This is a genomic window from Thiobacillus sp., from assembly GCF_013693775.1.
In the GTDB taxonomy this organism is placed as follows: domain Bacteria; phylum Pseudomonadota; class Gammaproteobacteria; order Burkholderiales; family Thiobacillaceae; genus Thiobacillus.
Genome location: NZ_CP059257.1, coordinates 564,373 through 588,187, shown reverse-complemented (window position 1 = coordinate 588,187; position 23,815 = coordinate 564,373). Strand labels below are relative to the sequence as shown.

Sequence of the window (23,815 nt, the reverse complement as noted above, 5' to 3'; positions counted from 1 at the left end):
CGCTAGGCCTTGCGCTGGCCGATCGGGACGAATTCACGACGGGCCGCGCCAATGTAAAGCTGGCGTGGCCGGCCGATCTTGTGCGCCGGATCGGACAGCATCTCATGCCATTGCGCGACCCAGCCTGCGGTGCGGGCCATGGCGAACAACGCGGTGAACATGCTGGTGGGAATGCCCATGGCGCGGAAGATGATGCCCGAGTAGAAATCGACGTTGGGATAGAGCTTCTTGGCGATGAAATACTCGTCTTCCAGCGCGATGCGTTCGAGCTCGAGCGCGATCTTGAACTGCGGATCGTCGCGCAGGTCGAGTTCGTCCAGCACCTCGTAGCAGGTCTGGCGGATGATCGCCGCCCGCGGATCCATGTTCTTGTAGATGCGATGGCCGAAGCCCATCAGGCGGAACGGATCGGACTTGTCCTTGGCGCGCTTGATGAATTCCGGAATCTTGGAGACATCGTCCATCTCCTCCAGCATGCGTAGCACCGCTTCGTTGGCGCCGCCATGCAGCGGCCCCCACAGCGAGGCCATGCCGCTGGCGATGCAGGCATAGGGGTTGGCGCCGCTCGAGCCGGCCAGCCGCACGGTCGAGGTCGAGGCGTTCTGCTCGTGGTCGGCGTGCAGGACGAAGATGCGGTCGAGCGCACGCGCCAGAACCGGGTTCGGCACATACTCCTCGCACGGGCTGGAGAACATCATGTGCATGAAGTTCTCGGCATAGCTCAGGCGGTTCTGAGGATAGACGAAAGGCTGGCCTTCGTTGAACTTGTAGGCCCAGGCCGCGACCGTAGGCACCTTCGCAATCAGCCGATGGGCGACGATCTCGCGATGCGCCGGATTGAAGTTGTCCAGCCCGCTGTGATAGAAGGCCGACATTGCTCCCGTCACGCCGATCATCACCGCCATGGGATGCGCGCTGCGACGGAAGCCGCGGAACACGTTTTCCATCTGGTCGTGCAGCAGGGTATGGTGGCGGATCGATTGCTCGAACGCCATTTTCTGCTCAGCCGTCGGCAGTTCGCCGTGAAGCAGCAGATAGCTGACTTCCATGTAGTCGGACTTGTAGGCCAGTTCCTCGATCGGATAGCCGCGGTAATACAGCAGGCCTTCGTCGCCGTCGATGTAGGTGATGGCCGACGTGCAGCTCGACGTGGCAGTGAAGCCGGGGTCGTGGGTGAAATAGCCGTGCGCACCCAGTGCGCGGATGTCGATGACCGGCTTGCCATAGGTGCCTTGCTCGATCGGCAATTCGATCGAAGGGCTGCCGTCGCTGAAGGTGAGGGTGACGGTTTTTTCATCGTGATTCCAAAAGTGTTGCTGCCTGAAAATGTCGCAGGCGTTGTACAAGCGCTTCCAGTCCGGCATCGCCCGCTGGCGACCGGCCTTGCAGCCGATCGATGATCTCCATGTCCGGCAGATCCAGCAGCCGTTCCAGTGCGGCGGCCTCGCAAGGCTGAAGTGTAGCGCGGTGCGCCGCCAGAAAGCCACTCAGCCAGAGATCGAGTTCGAGCAACCCCCGCCTGCAACGCCAGGCCAGCACGTCAGACACGGCGTTTCACCAAGAGTGATTTGATGCGCCCGATGGCCTCGGTCGGGTTCAGGCCTTTGGGCAGGCATCGACGCAGTTCATGATGCCGTGGCAGCGATACAGACGATACGGATCCTCCACATTGTCGAGCCGCGCAGACGTCGCCTCGTCGCGCGAATCCGCGATGAAGCGATAGGCCTGCAGCAATCCTGCCGGGCCGACGAATTTATCGGGATTCCACCAGAACGATGGACATGCCGTCGTGCAGCAGGCGCACAGGATGCACTCATAGGCGCCGTCGAGCAGCGCGCGGTCTTCGGGGCTTTGCAGACGCTCCACCTCGGGTTCGGGTTCGTCGTTGATCAACCAGGGCTTGATCGAGCGGTATTGCCTGTAGAACGGTTCCATGTCGACGATGAGGTCGCGGATCACCGGCAGCCCCGGTAGCGGCCTGACTTCGATCGGTTCCTTGAGTTCGCCCAGGGGCGTGATGCACGCCAGCCGGTTTCTGCCGTTCACGTTCATTGCGTCCGATCCGCATACGCCTTCGCGGCAGGAGCGGCGCAGGGACAGTGTTTCGTCCTGCGCCTTGATCGCGATGAGCGCGTCGAGCAACATCTTGCCGGCGGGATCGATGTCGAGTTCGACATCCTGCATACGGGGCTTCTCGCCGGATTCGGGTGAGTAGCGGTAGAGGCGGAATTTCATCAATACACCCTCTCCTTCGGCCGTATCGACTCCACCGTCAGCGGCTTAAGCCGCACCGGCTTGGCGTCCACCTGGTCGCCCGCCCGCGAATACAGCGTGTGCTTCAGCCAGTGTTCGTCGTCGCGCGCGGGGAAGTCTTCACGCGTATGTGCGCCGCGGCTTTCGGTCCGGCTGATGGCCGATACCAGCGTCGCCCGCGCCACGTCCATGAGGTTCTCCAGCTCCAGCGCCTCGATGCGTGCCGTGTTGAACACGCGGCTGGTATCCGTGAGGCCGGCATGCGCCAGACGGCCTTCCAGTTCATTCAGTTTTTCCAGCCCCTCGCGCAATACCGCATCCGTCCGGAATACGCCCGCATGCCTCTGCATCAGGCGCCGCAGGTCATCGCTGATCGCCGCCACGCGTTCGCTGCCGGACTGGTCCCAGCGGGCCAGACGTGTCTGGCTGGCGTCGGCCGCAGACTCGGGCATGGGACGCGGATAGGGGTTGTCGCGAAGGTATTCCAGCATGTGCTTGCCGGCGGCGCGGCCGAAGACAATGAGATCGAGCAGCGAATTACCGCCCAGACGATTGGCGCCATGCACCGACACGCAGGCACACTCGCCGACGGCATACAGGCCCGGCACTGGCTCTTCCGGGCCGTAGCGCGCCGGCGCAACGACCTGGCCATGCAGGTTGGTGGGAATGCCACCCATCATGTAGTGCGCAGTCGGCGCGACGGGGATAGGTTTCTCGACCGGGTCGACGCCGGCGAAGCGGATCGCCAGGTCGCGGATGCCGGGCAGCTTCTCGGCAATGGTTTTNTCGCCCAGATGATCGAGTTTGATATCGACGTAATCCCCGCGCGGGCCACAGCCGCGTCCCTCGGCGATTTCGATGGCGATCGCACGCGCCACCACGTCGCGCCCGGCGAGGTCCTTTGCATGCGGCGCGTAGCGCTCCATGAAGCGCTCCCCGTGCCGGTTCAGCAGATAGCCGCCCTCGCCGCGCACGCCCTCGGTGATGAGGCAGCCGACGCCGGCAATCCCGGTGGGGTGGAACTGCCAGAACTCCATGTCCTGCAGCGGCAGGCCGGCGCGCAGCACCATGCCAAGGCCATCGCCGGTATTGATCATGGCATTGCTGCTGTTCCAGAACACCCGCCCTGCCCCACCGGTGGCGAGCAGGGTCGTGCGTGCCTCGATCAGCAGCGGTTCGCCGGTCTCAATGCTCATCGCGGTGACACCGAGGCAATAGCCGTCGGCATCGCGCAGCAGGTCGAGCGCAAAGTACTCGTCGAAGAATTGCGTGCGGTGGGCGATGTTCTGCTGGTACAGCGTATGCAGCAGCGCATGGCCGGTGCGATCGGCAGCGGCGCAGGTGCGCGTGGCCTGATCGCCGCCGAAGTGCTTGGACTGCCCACCGAAGGGGCGCTGATAGATCTTGCCGTTGTCGAGGCGCGAGAATGGCAGGCCCATGTGTTCGAGTTCGTAGACGGCCGTGGCCGCCTCGCGGCACATGAACTCGATCGCATCCTGGTCGCCGAGCCAGTCGCCGCCCTTGACCGTGTCGTACATATGCCATTCCCAGCGGTCGTCGTCGACGTTGGCGAGCGCGGCGGTGATGCCGCCCTGCGCCGACACGGTGTGCGAACGCGTCGGGAAAACCTTCGACACCACCGCGACCTTGTAATCCGAACGCGCGAGTTGCAGGGCCGCGCGCAGTCCGGCGCCGCCGCCGCCGACGATGAGGGCGTCGAAGCGGCGCGTGTTCATGCCGGCCCCCACAGGACGGCGGCCAGCCAGACGACGCTGCCCGCCAGGGTGGCGATCACCCCAGATACAGTGCCAGCCGCAGACCGGTGAAATGGATATAGTCCATGAAAATGTCACGCACGCCCACCCAGGCGTGCAGCGCCAGTGCCAGCGCCGTCAGCAGCAGCAGAACCCGCACCCAAAGCGGTGCGAACAATCCCTGCCATCCGGAAAATCGACCGGCAAAGCCAGGAGGAAATGGGCCATCAAGCCAGGCAAGGCCACGGCCAGTACCACCGCCGTGGCACGCTGCACCAGCCAGATACCGGTGCCCGCATGCGCGCCGGTAGCCGGCTTCATGTGAACAGTCTCCAGGCGGCGAGCAGCGTCACCAGCCCTGTTGCCAACATCACCGCGAGGCTGCTTTGCCGCGCGTGCGACAGGCCCGTCCCCCAATGGACATCGAGCGCCAGATGCCGCAAACCGGCAAACAGATGATGCGTGAACGCCCATACGCCAAGCAACAGCAGCAGTTTGCTCAGCGGATGCGTCACCCATCCGGCCATACGCAGGAAACCGGCCTCGCTCGACAGCGACAGCGACAGCGCCCACACGCCAAGCGGCAGTGCCAGAAACAGCAGCGCACCTGACACCCGATGCAGGATCGACACCCAACCGGCCAGCGGTAAATAAATGCGCAACAGATCCAGGTAAACGGGGCGCGCGATCGGCTTCATCGATTCGGCTCTCGCCAGGTCGGCGACTCAGCGGCGCTTGCCCGGCGCCTTCTTCGCCGCCTTGGCCACGGCCTGGGGGACGCGCTGGGCAAGGCGCGGGTCGAATGGTTTCGGCAGGATGTAGTCCGGGCCGAATTTGAGCTTCTTCAGTTTATAGGCCTTCAACACCGATGCCGGCACCGGTTCGCGTGCCAGCTCGGCCAGCGCGTTCACCGCGGCGATCAGCATGGATTCGGTGATCTGCTTTGCCCGCGCATCGAGCGCACCGCGGAAAATGAACGGGAAACCCAGGACATTGTTCACCTGATTGGGGAAGTCGGAACGGCCGGTCGCCATGATGAGATCGCTGCGCGCCGCCTTGGCCTTTTCCGGCAGGATTTCCGGATTGGGGTTGGCCAGCGCGAACACCACAGGCTTGTCCGCCATGCTTTTGACCATGGCAGGGCTGACCAGGTTGGCACCCGACACGCCGACGAACACATCGGCGCCCACCATCGCTTCGTCCAACGTACGCAGCTTGGTCTGGCGCGCGTAGGCTTTCTTGAAGCTGTTGAGATCGGTGCGTCCTTTGTGCACCACACCNCTGGAATCGACCAGCAGGATGTTGCGCTTCTGCGCGCCCATCGCGACCAGCAGGTTCAGCGAGGCGATGCCGGCCGCGCCGGCGCCGAGGCACACGATCTTGGCGGTTTCCAGCGTCTTGCCCTGCACATGCAGGGCGTTGATGAGGCCCGCGCAGATGATGGTGGCGGTGCCATGCTGGTCATCGTGGAATACCGGGATGTCGAGTTTCTTCTTCAGCGCCGCTTCGATTTCGAAACAGTGCGGCGCTGCGATGTCTTCGAGGTTGATTCCACCGAAGGTAGGGGCGATCGCCTCCACCACCTTGATGAAATCCTGCGGTGTCTTGGCGTTGACTTCGATGTCGTAGACGTCGATCCCGGCGAACTGCTTGAATAGCACAGCCTTGCCCTCCATCACCGGCTTCGCGGCGAGCGGGCCGCGATTACCCAGACCGAGAATCGCGGTGCCGTCGGTGATCACCGCGACCAGATTGCCCTTGTTCGTGTAATCGTAGGCTCTGGCGGGGTTTTTNGCGATCTCCAGCACCGGCTGGGCCACGCCAGGCGTATAGGCGAGCGACAGGTCCGCCTGCGTGGAACAGGGTTTGGACGATTCGACGGAGAGCTTGCCGGGCTTGGGCAGGCGATGGTAATCGAGGGCTTTNTTCTTGAGGGCGGCTTGGCTCATGAGGCAAAGAATGCTGGTTGGATAAACAAGCCGTCATTATCGCGGATTTACCCGCGTTCCGTCCCCGGAGTCAGTCTTTCCAGATCTTGAGTTGGGCGCGCAGACGCGCGACCGCCTGCGAATGCAGCTGGCACACGCGCGACTCGGACACGCCGAGCACCGCCCCGATTTCCTTCAGATTCATGTCCTGTTCGTAGTACATGCCCATCATGCTGCGCTCGCGCTCCGGCAGGTGGTGGATCGCGGCGATCAGGCTGTCGCGGAACCCCTCGTCCTCGAGCACCGCCAACGGGTCATTGCTGCCGTCGACCAGATAGCGCTCCAGAAAGCTGGCGCTGTCCTCATCCGAGAAATCTTCGTAATAAAGCAGCTGGGAACACTTCACGTCGCCCAGCATGGATTGATACTGATCGATCGGCATGCCCAGCTCGGCGGAGATTTCCTGCTCGGACGGCGACTTGCCGTTGCGCTGCTCCAGCCGGTGGATGGCGGCTTCGATCTGCCGGGATTTCTGCCGTACATGGCGCGGCAGCCAATCCGCCTCGCGCAACTCGTCGAGCATGGCGCCACGGATGCGCTGGGTAGCATAGGATTCGAACTGCGCGCCCTGGGTGCCGTCGAAGCGCCCTACCGCATCCATCAGGCCGATCAGCCCGACCTGGATGAGATCGTCGACTTCTACGCTGGCGGGCAGGCGCGCCATCATATGATATGCAATGCGCTTGACCAGCGGCGCATACTTGGTGATCTGCTCGTCCTGCGACGATGGTTTACCTACCATGTTCAGGGTTTCCCTGTCTTTTATAGCTGCCAAGCCGTCAGGCTCGCTCCTCGTCCGTCATTCTAACGGCTAGCGCGGCAAATGCATCATTCTCGTTTGCCACATTGAAAATGGCATGTACAACCGCTTGCCCGAGAAAGTGGCGGCCTGCGGACTGGACATGATCGCAGGCCAGTCGATCGCCCAGTAGGCCAGCCTGGAATGCCACGCCCGAACGTGCCAGCGTTTTGAATACAGCATAGGCTTTCCGTTTCGATTCGTCGGTAGGGCGTATCTCCATGACGACCGTATGCGCCACATCCGGCAGCAAAGCAAGATCGGCACAATCCCATTCCGAATCGAATATCACATCGTCATAGCCGCCCACCATGCCTGACAGGACAGGCTCATCCGCCCGCATGCCTGGCGCATACCAGGCTTCACAATAGGCTTGCGGCAATGTATGCAACTGCCTGCGCTCGAGTTGATGCCTCCAGTCGAACAGACTGCGGGGAGAGGAGGAGGCAAACAGGCGGCCTTGCGTGTCGATCAGCAGCGGTACCCGGCCAAGTTGATACAACGCATGCGCCAGGCGAACGCCCGGGTTGGGCGAGTCCGAAATGCAGTGGATATATCGCAGCGGCTGACGCGTACCCTGTCCAGCAGGGCATACACGGCGTCGTAGCCCGGCAGCCTGGTCAGCCGGCACGGGTGTCCTTTAGGGTGCTTGTGCCCTTTGACTGCGCCGTTCCGTACGTTCGGCCTCGACGCCGGCAAACAGGGGCCAGTCCTCGGCCTCGAGCGCATACGGCGTGGCAAGCTGGCCGCCTTTGAGTGCGCGGTCGACGAGATAAGTGGCATTGGGTGCGTGGAGATCTTCCGGCACGCGTTGCCCGCCCGCGATATAGGCCAGCGACAGGCGATGACGGATCACGCTGTCCAGCGCCGCACCCGGCTGCGGTGTTTCATCGAGCTTGGTCAGAATGCAGGCGACCGCCCTCGCCAAAACGCAGCATTGCCTGCTCGATCGCCGCCCCTTGCTGGTTTGCGGCGACTACTGCCAGACGGCTTACCCCCAATGCGCCAAGTGCCTGCCATTCGCGGGTGCGCGGATCGGAGGGCGCAAAACCTGCGGTGTCGATCAACAGCAGTTTCCTGGTGGCAAGCTGTGGCAGAAGCTGCGCCAGTCCGGCTTGGTCTTTGCATACATGCAGCGATACGCCCAGCAGATCGGCATACACTTGCAATTGCGCCGTTGCGCCGATGCGGTAGGCATCCGCCGCCACCAATACCACCTGATCGACTCCATGGGCATCGACGCCGCGTGCGGCAAGCTTGGCGAGCGTCGTGGTCTTGCCCGCCCCGGTCGAGCCGACCAGCGCATAGCGCCCGCCCGTCGTCATCAGATCGGCTTCACGCCCCTGCACCGGCAAATTGCGTATCAAGACCTGGCGCAGCCAGCGTTGGGCGGCTTCGGTATCGAGTCCGCGCGGCAGGCGCGCCGCCAGGGTACGAGCAAGCGAACTGCCGAATCCGGCTGCAAACAGGGTCTGCATCACGGCCACGCGTGCCGGATCGCGCCGTCGTGCCGCGCCCCAGGCAAATCCGGCCAACTGGTTTTGCAGCAGGCCGCGCAGTCGCGAAAGCTCAGCCAGTATGCGCGAACTGCCGGCCGTATCGGCGGCCTCGCTGACCGCCGGAACCGTCAGGTCGCCGTAAGCGCTGGCCAGCAGTTCGATACCTTGCGGGTGCGTCCGGGTGGACAGCACCACGGCGTCATCGCCCAGTTCCTTTCGCACGCGCGCCAGACCTTCGCGCGCATTCGCTGCGACAAATACCCGTACGCTCATTCATGCGCTCCAATCGCCAGTTCAGTGCTCACATGGACCATTTTATCGGCAGGCACCTCCGCATAGGCAATCACCGCAAGTCGCGGCAGGTTACGCCGCAGCAAACGCGACAGGATCGCGCGCAGACCGGGCGAGGTCAGCAGCACGGGCGGATAGCCTTCGCGTTCCTGTTCGGCCAAGGCGCGCTCCGCCGCCTCGTTCAATGCATCCAGCGTGGAAGGTGACAACAGCGCTTCGCCTTCGTCACCCATCTCGTTCAGCAGGCGGGTCTCAGTCGCTGCAGCCAGACCGATCACGTGCAGCGTGTCGCTGCCTTCGAACAGACGGTCGACGATGCTGCGCCCCAACGCGGCGCGCACGGTTTCCACCAGTTCGTCGATGGCCTGGTTTTTCGGCGCACGTGCCGCCAGCGTTTCGAACAGGGTGCGGGTATCGCGGATCGAGACGTTTTCCGCAATCAATTGCTGCAGCACGGCCTGCACGCTGGTCAGCGGCAGATGACGCGGCGTCACGTCCTCGACCAGCCCCGGATGACTGCGCGCCAGCGTATCAAGCAGCTGCTGCACNTCGGTGCGCCCCAGCAGTTCCGGGGCATGCTGGCGGAATACGGCCTCGACCTGGCGCGCGATCAGTTCGGCAGGTTCCAGCACGACAAAACCGCGCAATTCGGCCTCCTCGACCCGGCTGGCGTCCAACCATACCCCGGCCAGCCCGGTCAACGGATCCCATCCGGGTGCGCCGTCGATACGTCCGAGCACGTCACCCATGTCGACCGCCAGCACCTGGCCCGGGGACATCTCGCCGTGCGCCACATCGACGCCCTTGAGCGTGATGCGATAGGTATTCGGCTTGAGATCGAGGTTGTCACGCACACGGATGAGCGGCACGACCAACCCCATGTCGGTGGCGAAACGGCGCCGCGCCTCGGTGATCCTGCTCAGCGCCGCGCCACCCTGATTGCGATCGACCAGCGGGATCAGCCGGTAGCCGACTTCGAGCGCCAGTACATCGACCGGTGGGATATCGTCCCAGGTAACGTCGATCGGCGCAGTATCCGCTTCGACCAGTTCCAGCGGTTCGACGTCAAACGCGGCCGTACGTTGACGGCGCATCAGCCAGAACCCCAACCCGCCCAGTACCGTGGCGATGGTCAGGAACGCCAGATGCGGTGTGCCCGGAATCACGCCCAGCGCGCCCAGCACCGCTGCAGCCACATACAAGGTCTGCGGGCGGCCGAAAATCTGGGTGGAAAACTCACGCGACAGATCCTGTTCGCTCGACGCGCGGCTCACGACGATACCCGCCGCGGTGGAAATCACCAGGGCGGGGATCTGTGTCACCAGCCCATCGCCCACGGTCAGCAGCGCATAGCGTCCAAGCGCTTCGGAAACCCCNAGGTTGTGCTGCAGCAGGCCCACCGCGATGCCGCCGATCAGGTTGACTACAAGGATGATCATGCCGGCGATCGCATCGCCGCGCACGAATTTGGAGGCGCCATCCATCGCTCCATAGAAATCGGATTCGCGACCGATGTCGCTGCGGCGCGCGCGCGCCTCGACCTCGTTGATAAAGCCTGCATTCAGATCGGCATCGACCGCCAATTGCTTGCCCGGCATCGAGTCCAGTGTGAAACGTGCCGCCACCTCCGCGATGCGCCCAGCACCTTTCGTAATGACGACAAAGTTGATGATGACCAGGATGATGAACACCACGAAACCGACCGCGATGTTTCCGCCGACCAGGAAATTACCGAACGACTCGATCACCTTGCCCGCCGCCTCTGGCCCGGTGTGGCCCTGCATCAGGATGATGCGGGTGGACGCCACGTTGAGCGACAGACGCAGCAGCGTGGTCAGCAGCAGCACCGTGGGAAAGACCGAGAAATCCAGGGGNCGTCGTGCGTTCAGGCTCACCAGCAGCACGATCATTGCCAGCGCGATGTTGAGCGTGAACAGCACGTCCAGCATGAAAGTGGGCAACGGTAGCACCATCATCGCCAGAATCAGCAGCACCAGCGCCGGCACCGCCAGCCGGTTGGCCGGCAGGCCCATCACCATCACACCCTGTGCGCTCACCCGATCACCTCGTCAACGCGCTGGCCGGCCTGCTGCTGACGGCCGCGCACGCGTGCCCGTACTTCGGGGTTCACCTCGGATTCACGGGCCTCGGCCAATACTTCCTGCCAGGTCATCGCATGGCGACGCAGATAGCGCCACCAGCGCCAGCCGGCATCTGCCGCCGCCGCCAGTGTCAACGTCGCCGCCAACATCAGTACCCCGTGGCCCACCCAGGCGGCCGTCGCATCGAGCGCGACGCTCATTTCGTTACGGGTCAGGCTGTGCAATCCCGACCAACCGCTCGTCAGCACCCAGCCCACCGCTGCAGCGGCGAGCGCCAGCTTCAACAACACCAACGATCCGTCGAACAGGGATTCAACGGAAAATAGGCGAGCGAACGGTTTGAAAGGATTGGCGCGTGTGAGATCGGCTTGGACGGCCTGCGGGGCGAACACCCAGCCCGAGAGCAGGATGGGGGCCACCAAGGCAGCGGCAAAGATGACGCCCAGTACCGGCAGTACGGCCCAGAGCGCCGCCCAGGCAGCCTGGATGAATATTGGAGAAAGTGGCTGTGCGGCATGAATGAATGCCACTTCAATCAATACCTGCAAGGCATTGAGGAGGCGCGGCGCCAACCAGCCCAGCATGCCCAGCGCCGAGAACAATACGGCCCACGCCGTGAGTTCGGCTGAACGCGGCACATCGCCCGCGCTGCGTGCCAGTTGCAGGCGCCGCGGACTTGCTGGTTCGGTACGGGAAAGGTCTGTCTCCTCGGCCATGCTTGCCTCAACTTTTGGGGCAGTCTAGCACGAAGCGAAGAGGGTTTTAGGCCGCGGGCCAGCGGCTTTTCGTAAGGGACACGCTCTCTCTCCCTATCGCTTCCTGTCCCTGCCAGGCGATGGCGCGCAAACGGGCAAGACGCATCCTTCTCAACTCGGATTGCATCATCGCCCTTCTCCCGTTTTCGGAATCACTTGCGCCGCCTATTCCTCAGGCCAATCAGGCTCGCGACAGGATGGCCATCGCACCCGGCAGGCCATCCACCACGCGAGTCTCATGGTAGGAAAGTAGGTTATATTTTGTAAGTTAGATAACTTACTATTTGAGCCATGAACCAGCAGACACGCACACATGACAAGCGTCAGCATCTGATCAAGACGGCCGCTGAACTGGTCTATCGCAACGGTTTCGTCAAAACCACGCTTGCGGACATCTCGGCCGAGGCCGGCATCCCGCTCGGCAGCATTTACTACTACTTTCAGGCACGCGAAGACATCGCGCGTGCCGTCGTGGAACGCCGGGTGGCCGAATTGAATGGCTTTCTGGAGAAACAGGCCGAGCAGTCAAACNCCCGGTTACGCCTTGAGGCGCTGGTGGGCGTCTGGGTCGACGAGCGGGAAAGCGATACGGAGTTCGGCTGCCCGGTGGGCAGCCTGTGCTACGAACTTGCCAAAGGACGCGGTCCCATGAGCGCGGAGGCGGCGCGGCCCTTCCAGCTCCTGCTCGCCTGGTGCGAAGCCCAATTCCGTCTGATGGGATGCAGTCGCGATGCCAAGACACTGGCGCTGCACCTGATTGCAGCCTTGCAGGGAATCAGTCTGATCGCCAACTCGCTCGGCGAATCGGAGCAGATTTTGCGTGAAGCCGCGTATCTGAAGCGGTGGCTGCGCGAAATGGAAAGCCGTACAAAACGGCCAAACGGGGCCAGGTAATTCACCCCTTGCCCCGGCTTGTTCAACTAACAATTCAAGGAGACACGAGTATGAAATTCACCCCCAAGATTGCGGCCTTAGCCTTGTTCCTCGCTTTACCCGCTGCCTATATGGCGCACGCGGAGGAATTCGCACCGTACGGCACCGCCAAAGTCGACATGCACACGATGCCGGTCACGGACGTGGTATTTGACGTGAACTATGAAGACCCGCAGAAATTGAATATTCTTTACAACTTCATCAAGAATACTCAGAAGATCACCCAGGGCAAGGTCGTGGTGGTTACCCACGGACCTGAGTTACGCGCCTTCGCCAAGGAAAATTACCCGAAATACCAGGGGATCATGGACAAGATGGCGGAACTGGCAAAGGATGGTGTCGAATTCAAGATGTGTAACAACGCGATGAAGGCTGCAGGCTTCAGCGCAGAGGACATGCACGGATTCGTCACGGTGGTTCCGGCAGGCTTCNCGGAAATCGCCTATTACCAAGGCAAGGGATACAAATACATCAACNCCCTTCCGCTTTCGGTAAAGGATGTACGTTATCTGGATCAGCCACAGCTTAAAAAGGCTCTGTTGAATTTCAAGTGGGTTGTTCTGCATGAGGGTTAATGGCGTGGAAATCGAGACGGCCGGCGATCAGGAAGATGACGGTTTTGATTGTGTCGATGCGGGTGAAGCCACGGGCACGCCGCTTGGCGGCCTGGAACAAGCCGTTGATCGCCTCCAGAAATCCATTGGTCTGCCGTGTCTGAGCCCAGGCCACGATTCCTTCCAGATGGGATCGGATCATCCGGGCAACCTCCTTCATCGGCTCGACCTTGGAGCGCATGACGCAAGTGCACCAGTGTTCCAGCATGGCGCGCACGACGTTGATTTGTTTGCGATCAAGGATTTCGCGCAGTTGCTCCTTGTAGACCCAGGCGCGCGCCGTGCGCTTGACAGTCATCCTGGCAATCAGTGCGTCAAGATCGGCAGCAGCCTCGGGCTTGAGCCGGGAGGCATCCTTGAGCAGCGTCCAGCGCATGCCCTTGAGGGACTTGTCGGTGCGCTGCTCGATGCGGCGCATCTTGTCCACCGCCGTGCTGGCGTGGCCGATGACGTGGAACTTGTCGAAGGTGATGCGGGCATTGGGCAGATGCTGGCTGACTCCGGCGATGAAGGCTGGCGACATGTCGATGCTCGCCGAGGCGATGTTCCCGGCCGGGCAGCCATGGTCGCCCAGATACTCGGCCAGTTGCGCAATGGTCTGGGCGTCGCGCCCTTCCGTGACGAACAGCACGCGCCTGGCCTCGGCGTCTGCGGCCAGGGTGACATAACTGTGGCCTCGGGCGCGCGAGGTCTCGTCAATGGCCAGCGCCGTGACACCGGAGTGATCCGCCAGGCCGCAGGCCATCTCCACGTACTTCTGGCACACCGCCAGCACCCGGTGGGACGATTCGCCCACGATGCGCGCCACGGCGGCAAACGGCATCTGGCGCGCCAGCATCAGGATGAAGGCTTCGAACAGCAGCGTGAAGCCATTCAGCCGCCCGGCAAAGTCAGGCTCGACCAGTCGCACCGAACCATTGGGCAGCTTCACTCGCGGCGTGCGCACCTGCAGATGGCACTCATGCTGGAAGAAGTTCAGGTGCCGGTAGGTCTTGGTCACGGTGTCGTGCACCGGATGCACGCCTTCATGGCCCGAGACCTTGAAGCGGCTGCCAGCCTTGAAGTCAATCAGCACGGTCAAGGTCCTGGCCGACTCGTCGAAGTCGACCGACGCCACCGTCCACGGCGGGGCAATTCCAAGGGCAGTTTCAAACAGCTTGGCAGTCATGAATTCACTCATCCAGGTTGGTCAATATGACGTCAGCTTACCCACTCGGATTTCAAGAGAGGCTTAAAAATAACGCGCTCACTGCGCAGAGGTGAGGCCGTTCTGCCCCTGCGCCGCGAACCGATGCAACCTGCCGGCAGTGATCACTGCTACCGGCAGGTCCTCTCCGGATCATGTTCCGCATGATCACGCCTGTTCCCGATGCGCTAGAAAAGCACGGCATCCGGCTAGCCACACCCGCAATCCGCCATCAGGCTTCCTCCAAACGATCTGGCACGTAGACATCCACGCACCCCGTCCGCGCTTCCTGAACGGGAATGCCGCAATCAGGCTTCGCGTCCTACCGGTTTATGTGCCATGATATTTCGATGAAGGCCATCATGCGGGCATTTGCAATCATCCACGGACTCATGGCCGTCCTTTTTGCCTGCGCAGCCCTCATGCTCGTCGTAGTCGCAGCGCACATGGGGTGGGCCGCGTTCACCTCGGGACTGGATCAGGCGGCAGCCCAGGAAATCATTGAAGCAGTCGGCCTGCTTGCCGCCGCCGTGGTCGCCCTGCAAATCGCTCAGACTATTGCCGAAGAAGAAGTCATTCGCGCCGCCCATATCAGCGCCCCGACCCGCGTCAGGCGTTTCCTATCCCGATTCTTTGTCGTCGTCGTGGTCGCACTCGCTATCGAAGGACTGGTCGCAACATTCAAGGCCCTGCATGAGGATCCTGCACAGTTGCCTTATGCAGCAAGCATCCTGTTTTCCGTCGGCGTCATTCTGGCTGGCTGGGGAGTCTTCATCCGGCTGAATCGTTCTGCCGAAGAACTGGAGCCCGAAGCCATGGCCGAAGCCAAACGGGAAGACCAAAAACTCCAGTAGTTATCCCTTACGTTTAAGTCAATTCCCGAATGCGCACAGGGACCGAATTTTCAAATGATTCATCCCGCTTCACTACGCTACCGACTACCTAAAATCAATAAAATCAATTAACCTTCCAGCGGCCTTGTCCAGCCCCATCGTTTCGGGCTTCATCGGATATGGGCTCGTCAATATCACAATAAATTTATTTCTGGAGGAGTTACAAAATGCGCACAATGCGTTTCGCCGCTGCCATCGCCTCGGCCATGGCCCTTTCCAATCCTGCGTCCGCCGGCTTTTTCGATTTCACCCTGGCTCCCTATGTCGGTGCAAGCGCAGGACAATCCACTACGGATTCCTGCATCACGGGTACATGCGATAAATCAGACATCGGCTGGAAAGCATACGGTGGTCTGGAAGTGAATGAATACATTTCCATGGAAGTTGGCTATGTCGATTTGGGAACAGTCGACTACAGCGCGCCGACTGGCACACGAGAAACCCACGGCGTGACCATGCAACTGCTCGGAACGTATGCGTTGAACCCGAGCTTCACCCTGCTCGCCCGTGGCGGCATGAATTTTCTGAAGACCGACGTCAGTGGCGCTGTTGCCGGCGCCAGCGGCAATGCGGAAGACACTGACGTCGTTTGGTCCCTCGGGCTGGGTGCACAGTACAACTTCACCCAATCGGTGGGGCTCCGCATGGAATGGGAGCGCTACTTTGAAGCGGGGAGTCCGGCCTTTAATGGTGGCACAGGTGAAGCCGACGTTGACCTGATTTCCGCCGGGCTGGTCTTCAAGTTCTGATGCCTTTCCGAAACAATCCAGCGCAATGAAAAGGGGCATCATGCCCCCTTTTCATTGCGCATTCCAACTGGCCATCTTTGGACTTCCTCAACTCACTTCGTCAATCCATGCCATCTGGATCGCTTCGAGGATCTTTTCACCGGAATGATTGGGATCGTCGTCGAAATCCGGCAGCTCCATCACCCAGTTATGCAGGTCGGTAAAGCGGATGGTGCGCGGGTCGATTTCGGGGTGGGCCTCGGCGAGTTCGATGGCAATGTCGAGGGAGTCCGTCCACTTCATATCAATGTCCTTCCTTGACCATATTGATGGTGTATTTGGGAATTTCGATCACCAGGTCGCTGCCGCTCACGCGCGCCTGGCAGGATAGCCGGGACTGCGGTTCGAGTCCCCAGGCTTTATCGAGCAGATCATCCTCTTCTTCGGTGGAAGCCTCCAGCGAATTGAAGCCTTCGCGCACGATGACGTGGCAGGTGGTACAGGCGCAGGATTTTTCGCACGCATGTTCGATCTCGACACCGTTTGCAAGCAGCGTGTCGCAGATGGTGTCGCCGGGTTTGGCTTCGATCACGGCACCTTCGGGGCAGAGTTCGACGTGGGGCAATACGATGAGTTGGGGCATGGTGAGGTTCTGGGGCTCGGTCAGGCAGCTTGGGAGTGTTGGCTAGGCAGGGCGGCGAGTACGCCGTCCCAAAATTGCAGGCGTGCGGCGACAGCAGCTTCGGCGGCGGTTTCGGCCTCGCGCCATTTGTCGGCCTTACCGTCGCACAGGGCGGCAAGCAGGCGCAGCGACAGCGGCGCATGGAAATCCTCATCCAGGTGAACGTGGCGGTTGAGGTAATAATGGAAACTCGGCGCCTGCGTTTCGGTTACGGCCATCCGCGACAGGAATGCACGGAACATCGAAGGGATGACATGTTCGCGCCCCAGCGCCAGCGCGGCAGCGACGGCATGCGGTTTGCCGCTGTCGATGAAGTCGAAGGTGCTACGGGTGAATGCGGCGGATGGTGCAGGCGCAAGGCCGGAAGCGAGCGCGGCATCGATACCCTGCCCACCGGCCAGTTGCACGAACCGGCCAGGGGTCTCGGCGTCGGCACCGATTTCGCGCATGGCGGCGAGATACAGCATGAAGTGGCTGGTAAACCCATCCTGCCCCGGAAGCGCAATATCGGTTTCCTCTTCCAGAACCAGCTCGTTGATGAAGCGCTGCACCGATGCGTCGCCGCTCGGCGTCCATGGCCAGCGCGCAGGCGCGACCTGATATTGCAGGTACTTGATCAGCGACATGAAGTCCCATACCGAATAGACGTGGTGCTGCATGAACGCACGCAGGTCGTCGAGCGTCTGTACGGCCGCATAGATCGGATGCGCTTCGAGCCTCACCCGCAGGGAATCGATGAAATCTGCATTCAACATAGTCGTCTGGCGATCAGCCGAAGGTTTCCAGTTTTTGCCCGGCCATCGCCCGGCGCACGTTCTGGTCCATGCGGCGCTGGGCGAATTCTGTGGTCACCGCATTCAGCGCTTCGATGCCACGCTTGATAGCCTGATGGTCGGGACCCGCCATCAGTTTTTCAAGGGCGGTGATGCTGGTTTCTATTGCGGCAGTCTCGGTCTCGTTCAACAGTGCGCCGTCTTCTGCCATGGCGGCGCGGGTGGCGGCGATCAGGCCCTGCGCATCGACGATCTGCTCGTTCAGCGCACGCGCGTACATATCATCCTTGGCGTGGGTGAATGCGTCCTTCAACATGCGAGTGATGTCCTCGTCACCGAGGCCATACGACGGCTTGACCTGCACGCTGGCTTCCACTCCGCTACTTTGCTCGCGCGCCGCCACCGACAGGAGGCCATCCGCGTCGACCTGAAAGGTGACGCGAATGCGCGCCGCACCCGCCACCATCGGTGGAATGCCGCGCAGTTCGAAGCGCGCCAGCGAGCGGCAGTCGGACGCCAGTTCGCGTTCGCCTTGCAGGACATGCACGCTCATCGCTGTCTGGCCATCCTTGAAGGTGGTGAAATCCTGTGCGCGGGCAGTCGGAATCGTGGTGTTGCGCGGAATGACCTTCTCGGTCAGGCCGCCCATGGTTTCGAGCCCCAGCGACAGCGGGATGACATCGAGCAGCAGCCAGTCGTCGCCGACACGGTTGCCTGCCAGCACGTCTGCCTGCATGGCGGCGCCCAACGCGACGACCTTGTCGGGGTCGAGATTGGTGAGCGGCGTCTGCTTGAAGAAATCGGCCACGGCCTGACGCACGCACGGCGTCCGCGTCGACCCGCCGACCATCACGACGCCCTTGACCTCGCTTGCCGTCAGCCCTGCGTCGCGCAGCGCCTTGCGGGTGGGCGCCAGCGTCTTGCTGACGAGGCTGGCCGTCATGGCATTGAATTCGGCCTGGGTCAACGTCGCATCCATCATCTCGCCAGTCGACAGCACTGCGGTGACGCGTACCTCGGTGTGTTCCGTCAGTGCCTCCTTGGCGTCGCGCGCCTTGGTCAACAGCAACCGGGCATCACCCGCAGACAACGGTGAAAAACGGCCCTGTTCGAGCATCCAGCAGAACACGCGCTGATCGAAATCGTCGCCGCCGAGTGCCGAGTCGCCGTTGGTGGACAGCACCTCGAACACACCTTTGGAGAGCCTCAGAATCGAGATATCGAACGTGCCGCCGCCGAGGTCGTATACCGCATAGACCCCCTCCGATGCATTGTCGAGGCCATAGGCGATCGCAGCTGCCGTCGGCTCATTCAGCAAACGCAGTACATTGATTCCCGCCAGCTGCGCGGCATCCTTGGTAGCCTGGCGCTGGGCATCGTCGAAATACGCCGGCACGGTGATCACCGCGCCCAGNAGCTCGCCGCCCATGGCGGCTTCGGCGCGCTGGCGCAATACCTTGAGAATTTCGGCCGACACTTCGACCGGACTTTTCACACCAGCGACCGTTTTCAACTGCACCATGCCGGGCGCATCGACAAAGCGATACGGCAGGCTGGAGATGTCCTCGATGTCGACGAGGCCGCGCCCCATGAAGCGCTTGACCGACACGATCGTATTGTGGGGNTCGAGGTTCTGCGCGGACAAAGCGGTATATCCCACATCCACGCTGCAATCGGCGTGGTAGCGCACAACCGAAGGCAACAGCGAATGCCCGGCTTCATCGTCCAGCACGACAGACAGCCCCGAACGTACCGTAGCCACCAGCGAATTGGTCGTGCCCAGATCGATACCGACCGCCAGCCGGTGCTGATGCGGGGCGGTGGACATGCCGGGTTCGGAAATCTGTAAAGGGCCATGTCTTAACTTTCGAGTTCTTCGTACACGTCGCCGACTTCGGCGATGAGCTTGTCCATGAAGCGCAACTGGCGCACGGCTTCGGAAGCGCCGGCGTAATCGTGTGCAGTGTCGATCAATTCGACCAGTTGCGCTTCGATGCGGCGATGCGCTGCATGCAGGTCGTCTGACAGGGCATCCAGCACGTCCATGCTTTTCCCGGCACGCACATCATCGATCGCTTCGCGCCATTCCATCTGCTGCATCAGGAAAGCCGGCGCCATTTTGGTGTTGTTGGCGTCGAGCGCATCAATCCCCTGTAATTTCAGCAGGTACACGCCGCGATTCACTGGGTGCCGAAGGGTCTGATACGCCTCGTTCACTTGCGTCGCCCACTGCATCGCCACCCGTTGTTCTGCTTCCGGCTGTGAGGCGAACCGGTCCGGGTGAACCGTGTTCTGCAGCTCGCGGTAAGCCGCATCAAGTTTCGCGCGATCCAGCCTATACGTCGCTGGCAGGCCGAACAGTTCGAAATGGGTCTGGGTGAAATCCATGACAGGCGAAGCGTTAGGCGTGAAGGGGAGGCGCAGGGTTGACGTTCCATCTCACCCTTCACCCTTTCCCCTCACCTACACGTCAAACGTTAAACGATTCGCCGCAGCCGCACTCGTTCTTCACGTTCGGGTTGTTGAACTTGAAGCCTTCGTTGAGGCCTTCACGGGCATAGTCAAGCTCGGTACCGTCGATGTAGGCCAGACTCTTGGGGTCGACGAACACGGTCACACCATGGCTGGTGAACACCTCGTCGCCCTCGGGCACCTCATCGGCGAACTCCAGCTTGTAGGCCATACCGGAACAGCCGGTGGTGCGCACGCCGAGACGGATGCCGACGCCCTTGCCGCGCTTGGCAAGATAGCTGGTGACGTGTTGCGCTGCGCGCTCGGACAAGGTCACCGCCATGGCTTACTCCAGACCTTTTTCTGCTTGTAGTCGGCCACGGCGGCCTTGATCGCATCTTCGGCCAGGATCGAGCAGTGGATCTTGACTGGCGGCAACGCGAGTTCCTCGGCGATGGCCGTGTTCTTGATTTCCATCGCCTGGTCGAGCGTCTTGCCCTTGACCCACTCGGTCACCAGTGAGGACGAGGCGATCGCCGAACCGCAACCGTAGGTCTTGAACTTGGCGTCTTCGATACGGCCATCGGCGCCGACCTTGATCTGCAGCTTCATCACATCGCCGCAGGCGGGCGCGCCGACCATGCCGGTACCGACACCGTCGTCTTCCTTGCCGAAGGAGCCGACATTGCGGGGATTTTCATAGTGGTCGAGTACTTTATCGCTGTAGGACATGGTAGTTCTCCTTNNTACTTCAAATCAATGTGCAGCCCACTGCACGGAATTCAGATCGACGCCTTCCTTGAACATCTCCCACAGCGGGGAAAGTTCGCGCAGCTTGCCGATTTTTTCATGCAGAAGCTTGATGGCGTAATCGACTTCTTCCTCGGTGGTGAAGCGGCCGATGGAGAAGCGGATCGAACTGTGCGCCAGTTCGTCGCTACGGCCCAGCGCACGCAGCACATAAGACGGCTCCAGGCTGGCCGAGGTACAGGCCGAACCGGACGACACCGCCAGATCCTTGATCGCCATGATCAGCGATTCGCCTTCAACGAAGTTGAAGCTGACGTTGAGGTTGTGCGGTACGCGCTGATCCATGTCGCCGTTCAGGTGCACTTCCTCGATGTCCTTGAGTCCGGCGTAGAGACGATCGCGCAGCATGCGGATGCGCTCGTTCTCGGTGGCCATTTCTTCCCGGGCGATACGGAAGGCTTCGCCCATGCCAACGATCTGGTGTGTCGCCAGCGTGCCAGAACGCATGCCACGCTCGTGGCCGCCGCCATGCATCTGCGCTTCCAGGCGGATGCGCGGCTTGCGACGGACGTACAGCGCGCCGATGCCCTTGGGGCCGTAGGTCTTGTGAGCCGAGAACGACATCAGGTCGACCGGCAACTTGCTGAGGTCGATCGGCATCTTGCCGGTGGCCTGCGCCGCGTCGACGTGAAAGACCACACCTTTCTCGCGGCAGATCTTGCCGAGCGCTTCGATATCCTGGATCACGCCGATTTCGTTGTTGACCGCCATCACCGAAGCCAGCACGGTATCCGGGCGGATTGCAGCGCGGAATTCGTCCAGATCGAGCAGGCCGTTTTCCTTCACGTTCAGGTAGGTCGCCTCGAAGCCCTGGCGTTCCATTTCACGCACGGTATCGAGCACGGCCTTGTGCTCGGTACGCACGGTAATGATGTGCTTGCCCTTGGTGGCCGAGTAAAAGTGGCCGGCACCCTTGATCGCGAGGTTGTTCGATTCGGTAGCGCCCGAGGTGAAAACGATTTCCTTGGGGTCGGCACCCACCAGCGCGGCGATGTGGCCACGCGCGTCTTCCACCGCCTTCTCGGCTTCCCAGCCAAACGGATGGGAGCGCGATGCAGGATTGCCGAAATGCTCGGTCAGATAGGGGATCATTTTNTCAGCCACACGAGGATCGACCGGGGTGGTGGCGGAGTAATCGAAATACAGTGTCTTCATCGTTTTNGCCCTGATTGAATCGTTCAAGCTGCCAGCGTCATCTTCGATGTGCGGCGGTCCTGCAAGACCTTGTCCTTGCATTCGTCCTGCTTGGCCACCAGGGTGGCCAGTGTCACGTTGTCCAGGTAATCGTAGATATGGGCGTTGAGCCCGGTCCACAAGTCGTGCGTCAGACAGCGGTGCTCGTCGTGGCAGTTTTCCTTGCCACCGCATTGGGTCGCGTCGATGGGTTCATCCACCGCGCGAATAATGTCGGCCACGCTGACGTCGTCGAGTGCGCGGGCAAGATAATAGCCGCCGCCTGGGCCACGTACGCTTTCGACCAGTTCGTGCCGGCGCAGACGGCTGAAAAGCTGTTCCAGATACGACAAGGATATGTCCTGGCGTTCGCTGATGCCGGCCAGCGTCACCGGATTCTTGCCGCCGCGCAAGGCCAGATCCAGCATGGCGGTGACGGCGAAACGGCCCTTGGTGGTCAATCTCATGACTCGTTCTCCTGAAATTTCGCCCGAACTATAAAATTCCCGAGCATTTCAGTCAACTATTCCTTACCTTAGCAATTTAGTCAACTATTTTGTTCAAATAATTCGGGTCGAAATCGTCGGGCTTGTCCTGCCCCAGCGGCATTTCGGCGCCAAGCTTCTGCAGCTGCGTCAGAATGAGCTCGAGCCGGTGATCGATATGGGCCGAATGGTCGATCAGACCATGAATCGCCTTCACCACCGGGTCGTTCATGTCGGCCGAGATGGCGTAGGCGGAAAACCCGAGTTTTTCCGCCTGCTGGTTGCGCTGCTTCTCCGCCGCGCTGTCCAGAATGCGCGCGGGGATGCCCACCGCCGTCGCATTGTCCGGCACATCTTTCACCACCACGGCGTTGGAACCGACCCGCGCACCGGCGCCGATGGTGATCGGGCCGAGAATCTTGGCCCCCGCTCCCACCACCACGCCGGGCATCAGGGTGGGATGGCGCTTGCCCTTGTTCCATGAGGTGCCGCCAAGCGTCACACCGTGATAGAGGGTGCAGTCGTCGCCGATTTCCGCCGTCTCCCCCACCACCACGCCCATGCCGTGGTCGATGAAGACGCGACGGCCGATGGTGGCGCCGGGGTGGATCTCGATCCCGGTGAGCCAGCGGCCGATGTGCGAGGTAAAGCGCGCCAGCCATTTCCACTCCATGCGCCACAGCTTGTTCGCAAGGCGATGGATCACCATGGCATGGAAACCCGGGTAGGTGGTGACGACTTCGAAGGTCGTGCGCGCCGCCGGGTCCCGGTCGAACACGACGGCGATGTCTTCCTTGAATTGGCTGAACAGGTTCATGCGCTTGAGAATGCTTTATCCGAGTAATTTAGTCAACTATTCAGCACCGTGGTTCCGCGCGCCGTTTGTCCCCTGCTTGGCTTCCTGCGCCGCCGTCAGGATGCCGCGCAGGATGTTCACCTCCTCCTTCGCCAGCCGGGTCCGTGCAAACAACCGCCGCAGTTTCAACATCAGCTTGCCGGGCGAACCGGGATTGAGAAACTCCAGCTCGGCCAGCGCGGTTTCGAGGTGGGCGTAGAACTTCTCGATCTCTTCGCCGGTCGCCGTATCCATCTCCGGCTGCGGCCAGCTCGCATGATCCAGCCAGGTCTGACGGACTTCGTAGCTCAGCACCTGCACTGCCGCTGCCAGGTTGAGCGAGCTGTACTCCGGGTTGGCGGCGATCGTCACCAGGCCCTGGCACAGACTCAGTTCCTCGTTCGACAGGCCGCTGGTTTCGTTGCCGAATACCAGCGCCACCGGGCCGGCCTGCGCCTCGGTCAGCAAACGTATCGAAGCCTCGGGCGGTGTCAGCACCTCGGCCACGATGTCGCGCCGGCGCGCCGACACCCCGAGCGCCAGCGTGGTGTCGGCCAGCGCCTCGGCCAGCGAAGCGCACACCCGCGCCTGCGCCAGCAGGTCGGTCGCGCCCGAGGCCATGGCGTCCGCCTGGCTATTGGGGAAAATGGCGGGGTCGACCAGCACCAGTTGGCCCAGCCCCATCGTCTTCATCGCCCGTGCCGCCGCGCCGATATTGCCGGGATGGCTGGTGCGCGTCAGCACGATGCGGATGTTGGCGAGAAGTTTCGGATCGGCTGGCGTCATCAAGTTGATGTCATCAAGTAAAATA

General features: G+C 61.7%; 29 protein-coding genes and 1 pseudogene. 4 read left to right on the top strand and 26 right to left on the bottom strand.

The genetic code is table 11. From position 1 onward, the window contains the following. Window positions 1–2 precede the first annotated feature (2 nt). The 14 genes and pseudogenes from gltA to HZY77_RS02905 all read right to left on the bottom strand — a co-directional run bounded on the left by gltA (window position 3) and on the right by HZY77_RS02905 (window position 11,402). Window positions 3–1,328: a citrate synthase gene (gltA, locus tag HZY77_RS02970; RefSeq protein WP_296820800.1), complete on the bottom strand. Its 1,326-nt coding sequence runs from the start codon at window positions 1,326–1,328 to the stop codon at window positions 3–5. After that, entirely contained in the window at window positions 1,294–1,548 is a 255-nt protein-coding gene (locus HZY77_RS02965; protein ID WP_026240820.1) for a succinate dehydrogenase assembly factor 2, read from the bottom strand. The genes gltA and HZY77_RS02965 overlap by 35 nt, the downstream gene beginning before the upstream one ends. Next, a pseudogene (locus tag HZY77_RS02960) lies at window positions 1,541–2,235 on the bottom strand (succinate dehydrogenase iron-sulfur subunit). Before HZY77_RS02960 ends, HZY77_RS02965 begins: the two are co-directional and overlap by 8 nt. Next, window positions 2,235–3,989 carry a succinate dehydrogenase flavoprotein subunit gene (gene sdhA, locus HZY77_RS02955; protein ID WP_296818581.1) on the bottom strand — a complete coding sequence of 585 codons (1,755 nt, stop codon included), beginning with the start codon at window positions 3,987–3,989 and terminating at the stop codon, window positions 2,235–2,237. The pseudogene HZY77_RS02960 and the gene sdhA overlap by 1 nt, the downstream one beginning before the upstream one ends. Window positions 3,990–4,044: 55 nt before the next feature. Continuing rightward, entirely contained in the window at window positions 4,045–4,167 is a 123-nt protein-coding gene (sdhD, locus tag HZY77_RS02950; RefSeq protein ID WP_296818579.1) for a succinate dehydrogenase, hydrophobic membrane anchor protein, read from the bottom strand. Next, on the bottom strand, window positions 4,146–4,328 hold the full coding sequence (locus HZY77_RS02945) for a hypothetical protein (protein WP_296818577.1): 183 nt from the start codon (window positions 4,326–4,328) through the stop codon (window positions 4,146–4,148). Before HZY77_RS02945 ends, sdhD begins: the two co-directional genes overlap by 22 nt. After that, entirely contained in the window at window positions 4,325–4,705 is a 381-nt protein-coding gene (gene sdhC, locus HZY77_RS02940) for a succinate dehydrogenase, cytochrome b556 subunit (protein WP_296818575.1), read from the bottom strand. The genes HZY77_RS02945 and sdhC overlap by 4 nt, the downstream gene beginning before the upstream one ends. Before the next feature lie 27 nt (window positions 4,706–4,732). Beyond that, a complete protein-coding gene (locus HZY77_RS02935; protein ID WP_296818573.1) occupies window positions 4,733–5,956 on the bottom strand; it encodes a malic enzyme-like NAD(P)-binding protein in 1,224 nt (407 codons plus the stop codon). A 70-nt stretch (window positions 5,957–6,026) separates the two neighbouring features. Beyond that, entirely contained in the window at window positions 6,027–6,737 is a 711-nt protein-coding gene (locus HZY77_RS02930) for an RNA polymerase sigma factor FliA (RefSeq protein ID WP_296632476.1), read from the bottom strand. Between the two features lie 37 nt (window positions 6,738–6,774). Next, window positions 6,775–7,425, bottom strand: a complete 651-nt coding sequence (locus tag HZY77_RS02925; protein WP_296818571.1) for a hypothetical protein — start codon at window positions 7,423–7,425, stop codon at window positions 6,775–6,777. Between the two features lie 9 nt (window positions 7,426–7,434). Next, on the bottom strand, window positions 7,435–7,722 hold the full coding sequence (locus HZY77_RS02920; protein WP_296818569.1) for a hypothetical protein: 288 nt from the start codon (window positions 7,720–7,722) through the stop codon (window positions 7,435–7,437). Then, complete coding sequence (gene flhF / locus HZY77_RS02915) at window positions 7,682–8,566, bottom strand: flagellar biosynthesis protein FlhF (protein ID WP_296818566.1); 885 nt, start codon at window positions 8,564–8,566, stop codon at window positions 7,682–7,684. The genes HZY77_RS02920 and flhF overlap by 41 nt, the downstream gene beginning before the upstream one ends. Further along, window positions 8,563–10,617: a flagellar biosynthesis protein FlhA gene (gene flhA / locus HZY77_RS02910; protein ID WP_296820798.1), complete on the bottom strand. Its 2,055-nt coding sequence runs from the start codon at window positions 10,615–10,617 to the stop codon at window positions 8,563–8,565. Before flhA ends, flhF begins: the two co-directional genes overlap by 4 nt. A gap of 20 nt (window positions 10,618–10,637) precedes the next feature. After that, a complete protein-coding gene (locus tag HZY77_RS02905; RefSeq protein ID WP_296818564.1) occupies window positions 10,638–11,402 on the bottom strand; it encodes an EscU/YscU/HrcU family type III secretion system export apparatus switch protein in 765 nt (254 codons plus the stop codon). 330 nt (window positions 11,403–11,732) lie between these two features. On the opposite strand from HZY77_RS02905, the gene HZY77_RS02900 reads away from it, so the two are divergent. Next, complete coding sequence (locus HZY77_RS02900; protein ID WP_296818562.1) at window positions 11,733–12,335, top strand: TetR/AcrR family transcriptional regulator; 603 nt, start codon at window positions 11,733–11,735, stop codon at window positions 12,333–12,335. A gap of 50 nt (window positions 12,336–12,385) precedes the next feature. Next, window positions 12,386–12,949 (top strand): DsrE family protein, encoded by a 564-nt coding sequence (locus HZY77_RS02895; protein WP_296818560.1) that lies wholly within the window; start codon window positions 12,386–12,388, stop codon window positions 12,947–12,949. Here the strand turns inward: HZY77_RS02895 and HZY77_RS02890 are convergent. Then, entirely contained in the window at window positions 12,921–14,156 is a 1,236-nt protein-coding gene (locus HZY77_RS02890) for an ISL3 family transposase (RefSeq protein WP_296820769.1), read from the bottom strand. The two genes, HZY77_RS02895 and HZY77_RS02890, sit on opposite strands and share 29 nt — an antisense overlap. 368 nt (window positions 14,157–14,524) lie before the next feature. Here HZY77_RS02890 and HZY77_RS02885 point away from each other — a divergent pair, with 368 nt between their 5' ends. Both HZY77_RS02885 and HZY77_RS02880 read left to right on the top strand, forming a co-directional pair. After that, window positions 14,525–15,028, top strand: a complete 504-nt coding sequence (locus tag HZY77_RS02885; RefSeq protein WP_296632463.1) for a hypothetical protein — start codon at window positions 14,525–14,527, stop codon at window positions 15,026–15,028. A 206-nt stretch (window positions 15,029–15,234) separates the two neighbouring features. After that, window positions 15,235–15,816 (top strand): outer membrane beta-barrel protein, encoded by a 582-nt coding sequence (locus HZY77_RS02880; RefSeq protein WP_296656868.1) that lies wholly within the window; start codon window positions 15,235–15,237, stop codon window positions 15,814–15,816. 87 nt (window positions 15,817–15,903) lie between these two features. On the opposite strand, the gene iscX is transcribed toward HZY77_RS02880, so the two are convergent. The 11 genes from iscX to HZY77_RS02825 all read right to left on the bottom strand — a co-directional run bounded on the left by iscX (window position 15,904) and on the right by HZY77_RS02825 (window position 23,790). Next, window positions 15,904–16,104, bottom strand: a complete 201-nt coding sequence (iscX, locus tag HZY77_RS02875; protein ID WP_026240815.1) for a Fe-S cluster assembly protein IscX — start codon at window positions 16,102–16,104, stop codon at window positions 15,904–15,906. Then, the gene (gene fdx / locus HZY77_RS02870; protein WP_296656871.1) at window positions 16,100–16,438 is read right to left on the bottom strand and encodes an ISC system 2Fe-2S type ferredoxin; all 339 of its coding nucleotides are present in this window, start codon (window positions 16,436–16,438) and stop codon (window positions 16,100–16,102) included. The genes iscX and fdx overlap by 5 nt, the downstream gene beginning before the upstream one ends. A gap of 20 nt (window positions 16,439–16,458) precedes the next feature. Continuing rightward, window positions 16,459–17,232 (bottom strand): DUF3050 domain-containing protein, encoded by a 774-nt coding sequence (locus HZY77_RS02865; RefSeq protein ID WP_296818558.1) that lies wholly within the window; start codon window positions 17,230–17,232, stop codon window positions 16,459–16,461. 13 nt (window positions 17,233–17,245) lie between these two features. Further along, window positions 17,246–19,078: a Fe-S protein assembly chaperone HscA gene (gene hscA / locus HZY77_RS02860; RefSeq protein WP_296818555.1), complete on the bottom strand. Its 1,833-nt coding sequence runs from the start codon at window positions 19,076–19,078 to the stop codon at window positions 17,246–17,248. Between the two features lie 32 nt (window positions 19,079–19,110). Then, a complete protein-coding gene (hscB, locus tag HZY77_RS02855; RefSeq protein WP_296818553.1) occupies window positions 19,111–19,638 on the bottom strand; it encodes a Fe-S protein assembly co-chaperone HscB in 528 nt (175 codons plus the stop codon). 82 nt (window positions 19,639–19,720) lie between these two features. Further along, window positions 19,721–20,044: an iron-sulfur cluster assembly protein IscA gene (iscA, locus tag HZY77_RS02850; RefSeq protein ID WP_296632435.1), complete on the bottom strand. Its 324-nt coding sequence runs from the start codon at window positions 20,042–20,044 to the stop codon at window positions 19,721–19,723. After that, window positions 20,035–20,433, bottom strand: coding sequence for a Fe-S cluster assembly scaffold IscU (gene iscU / locus HZY77_RS02845; RefSeq protein ID WP_296818550.1), 399 nt, complete (start codon window positions 20,431–20,433; stop codon window positions 20,035–20,037). Before iscU ends, iscA begins: the two co-directional genes overlap by 10 nt. Before the next feature lie 24 nt (window positions 20,434–20,457). After that, the gene (locus HZY77_RS02840) at window positions 20,458–21,666 is read right to left on the bottom strand and encodes an IscS subfamily cysteine desulfurase (RefSeq protein WP_296818547.1); all 1,209 of its coding nucleotides are present in this window, start codon (window positions 21,664–21,666) and stop codon (window positions 20,458–20,460) included. Between the two features lie 23 nt (window positions 21,667–21,689). Next, window positions 21,690–22,151 carry a Fe-S cluster assembly transcriptional regulator IscR gene (gene iscR / locus HZY77_RS02835; protein ID WP_296632429.1) on the bottom strand — a complete coding sequence of 154 codons (462 nt, stop codon included), beginning with the start codon at window positions 22,149–22,151 and terminating at the stop codon, window positions 21,690–21,692. A gap of 76 nt (window positions 22,152–22,227) precedes the next feature. After that, window positions 22,228–22,986 carry a serine O-acetyltransferase gene (gene cysE / locus HZY77_RS02830; RefSeq protein WP_296632427.1) on the bottom strand — a complete coding sequence of 253 codons (759 nt, stop codon included), beginning with the start codon at window positions 22,984–22,986 and terminating at the stop codon, window positions 22,228–22,230. Between the two features lie 36 nt (window positions 22,987–23,022). Beyond that, window positions 23,023–23,790 carry an RNA methyltransferase gene (locus HZY77_RS02825; protein ID WP_296818543.1) on the bottom strand — a complete coding sequence of 256 codons (768 nt, stop codon included), beginning with the start codon at window positions 23,788–23,790 and terminating at the stop codon, window positions 23,023–23,025. Window positions 23,791–23,815 lie beyond the last annotated feature (25 nt).

Bases quoted from the DNA above. Each gene is read 5' to 3' on its own strand.
- HZY77_RS02905 (WP_296818564.1), bottom strand. From the start codon at position 11,402: ATGGCCGAGGAGACAGACCTTTCCCGTACCGAACCAGCAAGTCCGCGG.
- HZY77_RS02890 (WP_296820769.1), bottom strand. From the start codon at position 14,156: ATGACTGCCAAGCTGTTTGAAACTGCCCTTGGAATTGCCCCGCCGTGG.
- flhF (WP_296818566.1), bottom strand. From the start codon at position 8,566: ATGAGCGTACGGGTATTTGTCGCAGCGAATGCGCGCGAAGGTCTGGCG.
- fdx (WP_296656871.1), bottom strand. From the start codon at position 16,438: ATGCCCCAACTCATCGTATTGCCCCACGTCGAACTCTGCCCCGAAGGT.
- cysE (WP_296632427.1), bottom strand. From the start codon at position 22,986: ATGAACCTGTTCAGCCAATTCAAGGAAGACATCGCCGTCGTGTTCGAC.
- iscA (WP_296632435.1), bottom strand. From the start codon at position 20,044: ATGGCGGTGACCTTGTCCGAGCGCGCAGCGCAACACGTCACCAGCTAT.
- sdhC (WP_296818575.1), bottom strand. From the start codon at position 4,705: ATGAAGCCGATCGCGCGCCCCGTTTACCTGGATCTGTTGCGCATTTAT.
- HZY77_RS02865 (WP_296818558.1), bottom strand. From the start codon at position 17,232: ATGTTGAATGCAGATTTCATCGATTCCCTGCGGGTGAGGCTCGAAGCG.
- HZY77_RS02945 (WP_296818577.1), bottom strand. From the start codon at position 4,328: ATGAAGCCGGCTACCGGCGCGCATGCGGGCACCGGTATCTGGCTGGTG.
- HZY77_RS02880 (WP_296656868.1), top strand. From the start codon at position 15,235: ATGCGCACAATGCGTTTCGCCGCTGCCATCGCCTCGGCCATGGCCCTT.
- HZY77_RS02825 (WP_296818543.1), bottom strand. From the start codon at position 23,790: ATGACGCCAGCCGATCCGAAACTTCTCGCCAACATCCGCATCGTGCTG.
- iscR (WP_296632429.1), bottom strand. From the start codon at position 22,151: ATGAGATTGACCACCAAGGGCCGTTTCGCCGTCACCGCCATGCTGGAT.
- HZY77_RS02930 (WP_296632476.1), bottom strand. From the start codon at position 6,737: ATGGTAGGTAAACCATCGTCGCAGGACGAGCAGATCACCAAGTATGCG.
- hscB (WP_296818553.1), bottom strand. From the start codon at position 19,638: ATGGATTTCACCCAGACCCATTTCGAACTGTTCGGCCTGCCAGCGACG.
- iscU (WP_296818550.1), bottom strand. From the start codon at position 20,433: ATGTCCTACAGCGATAAAGTACTCGACCACTATGAAAATCCCCGCAAT.
- HZY77_RS02885 (WP_296632463.1), top strand. From the start codon at position 14,525: ATGAAGGCCATCATGCGGGCATTTGCAATCATCCACGGACTCATGGCC.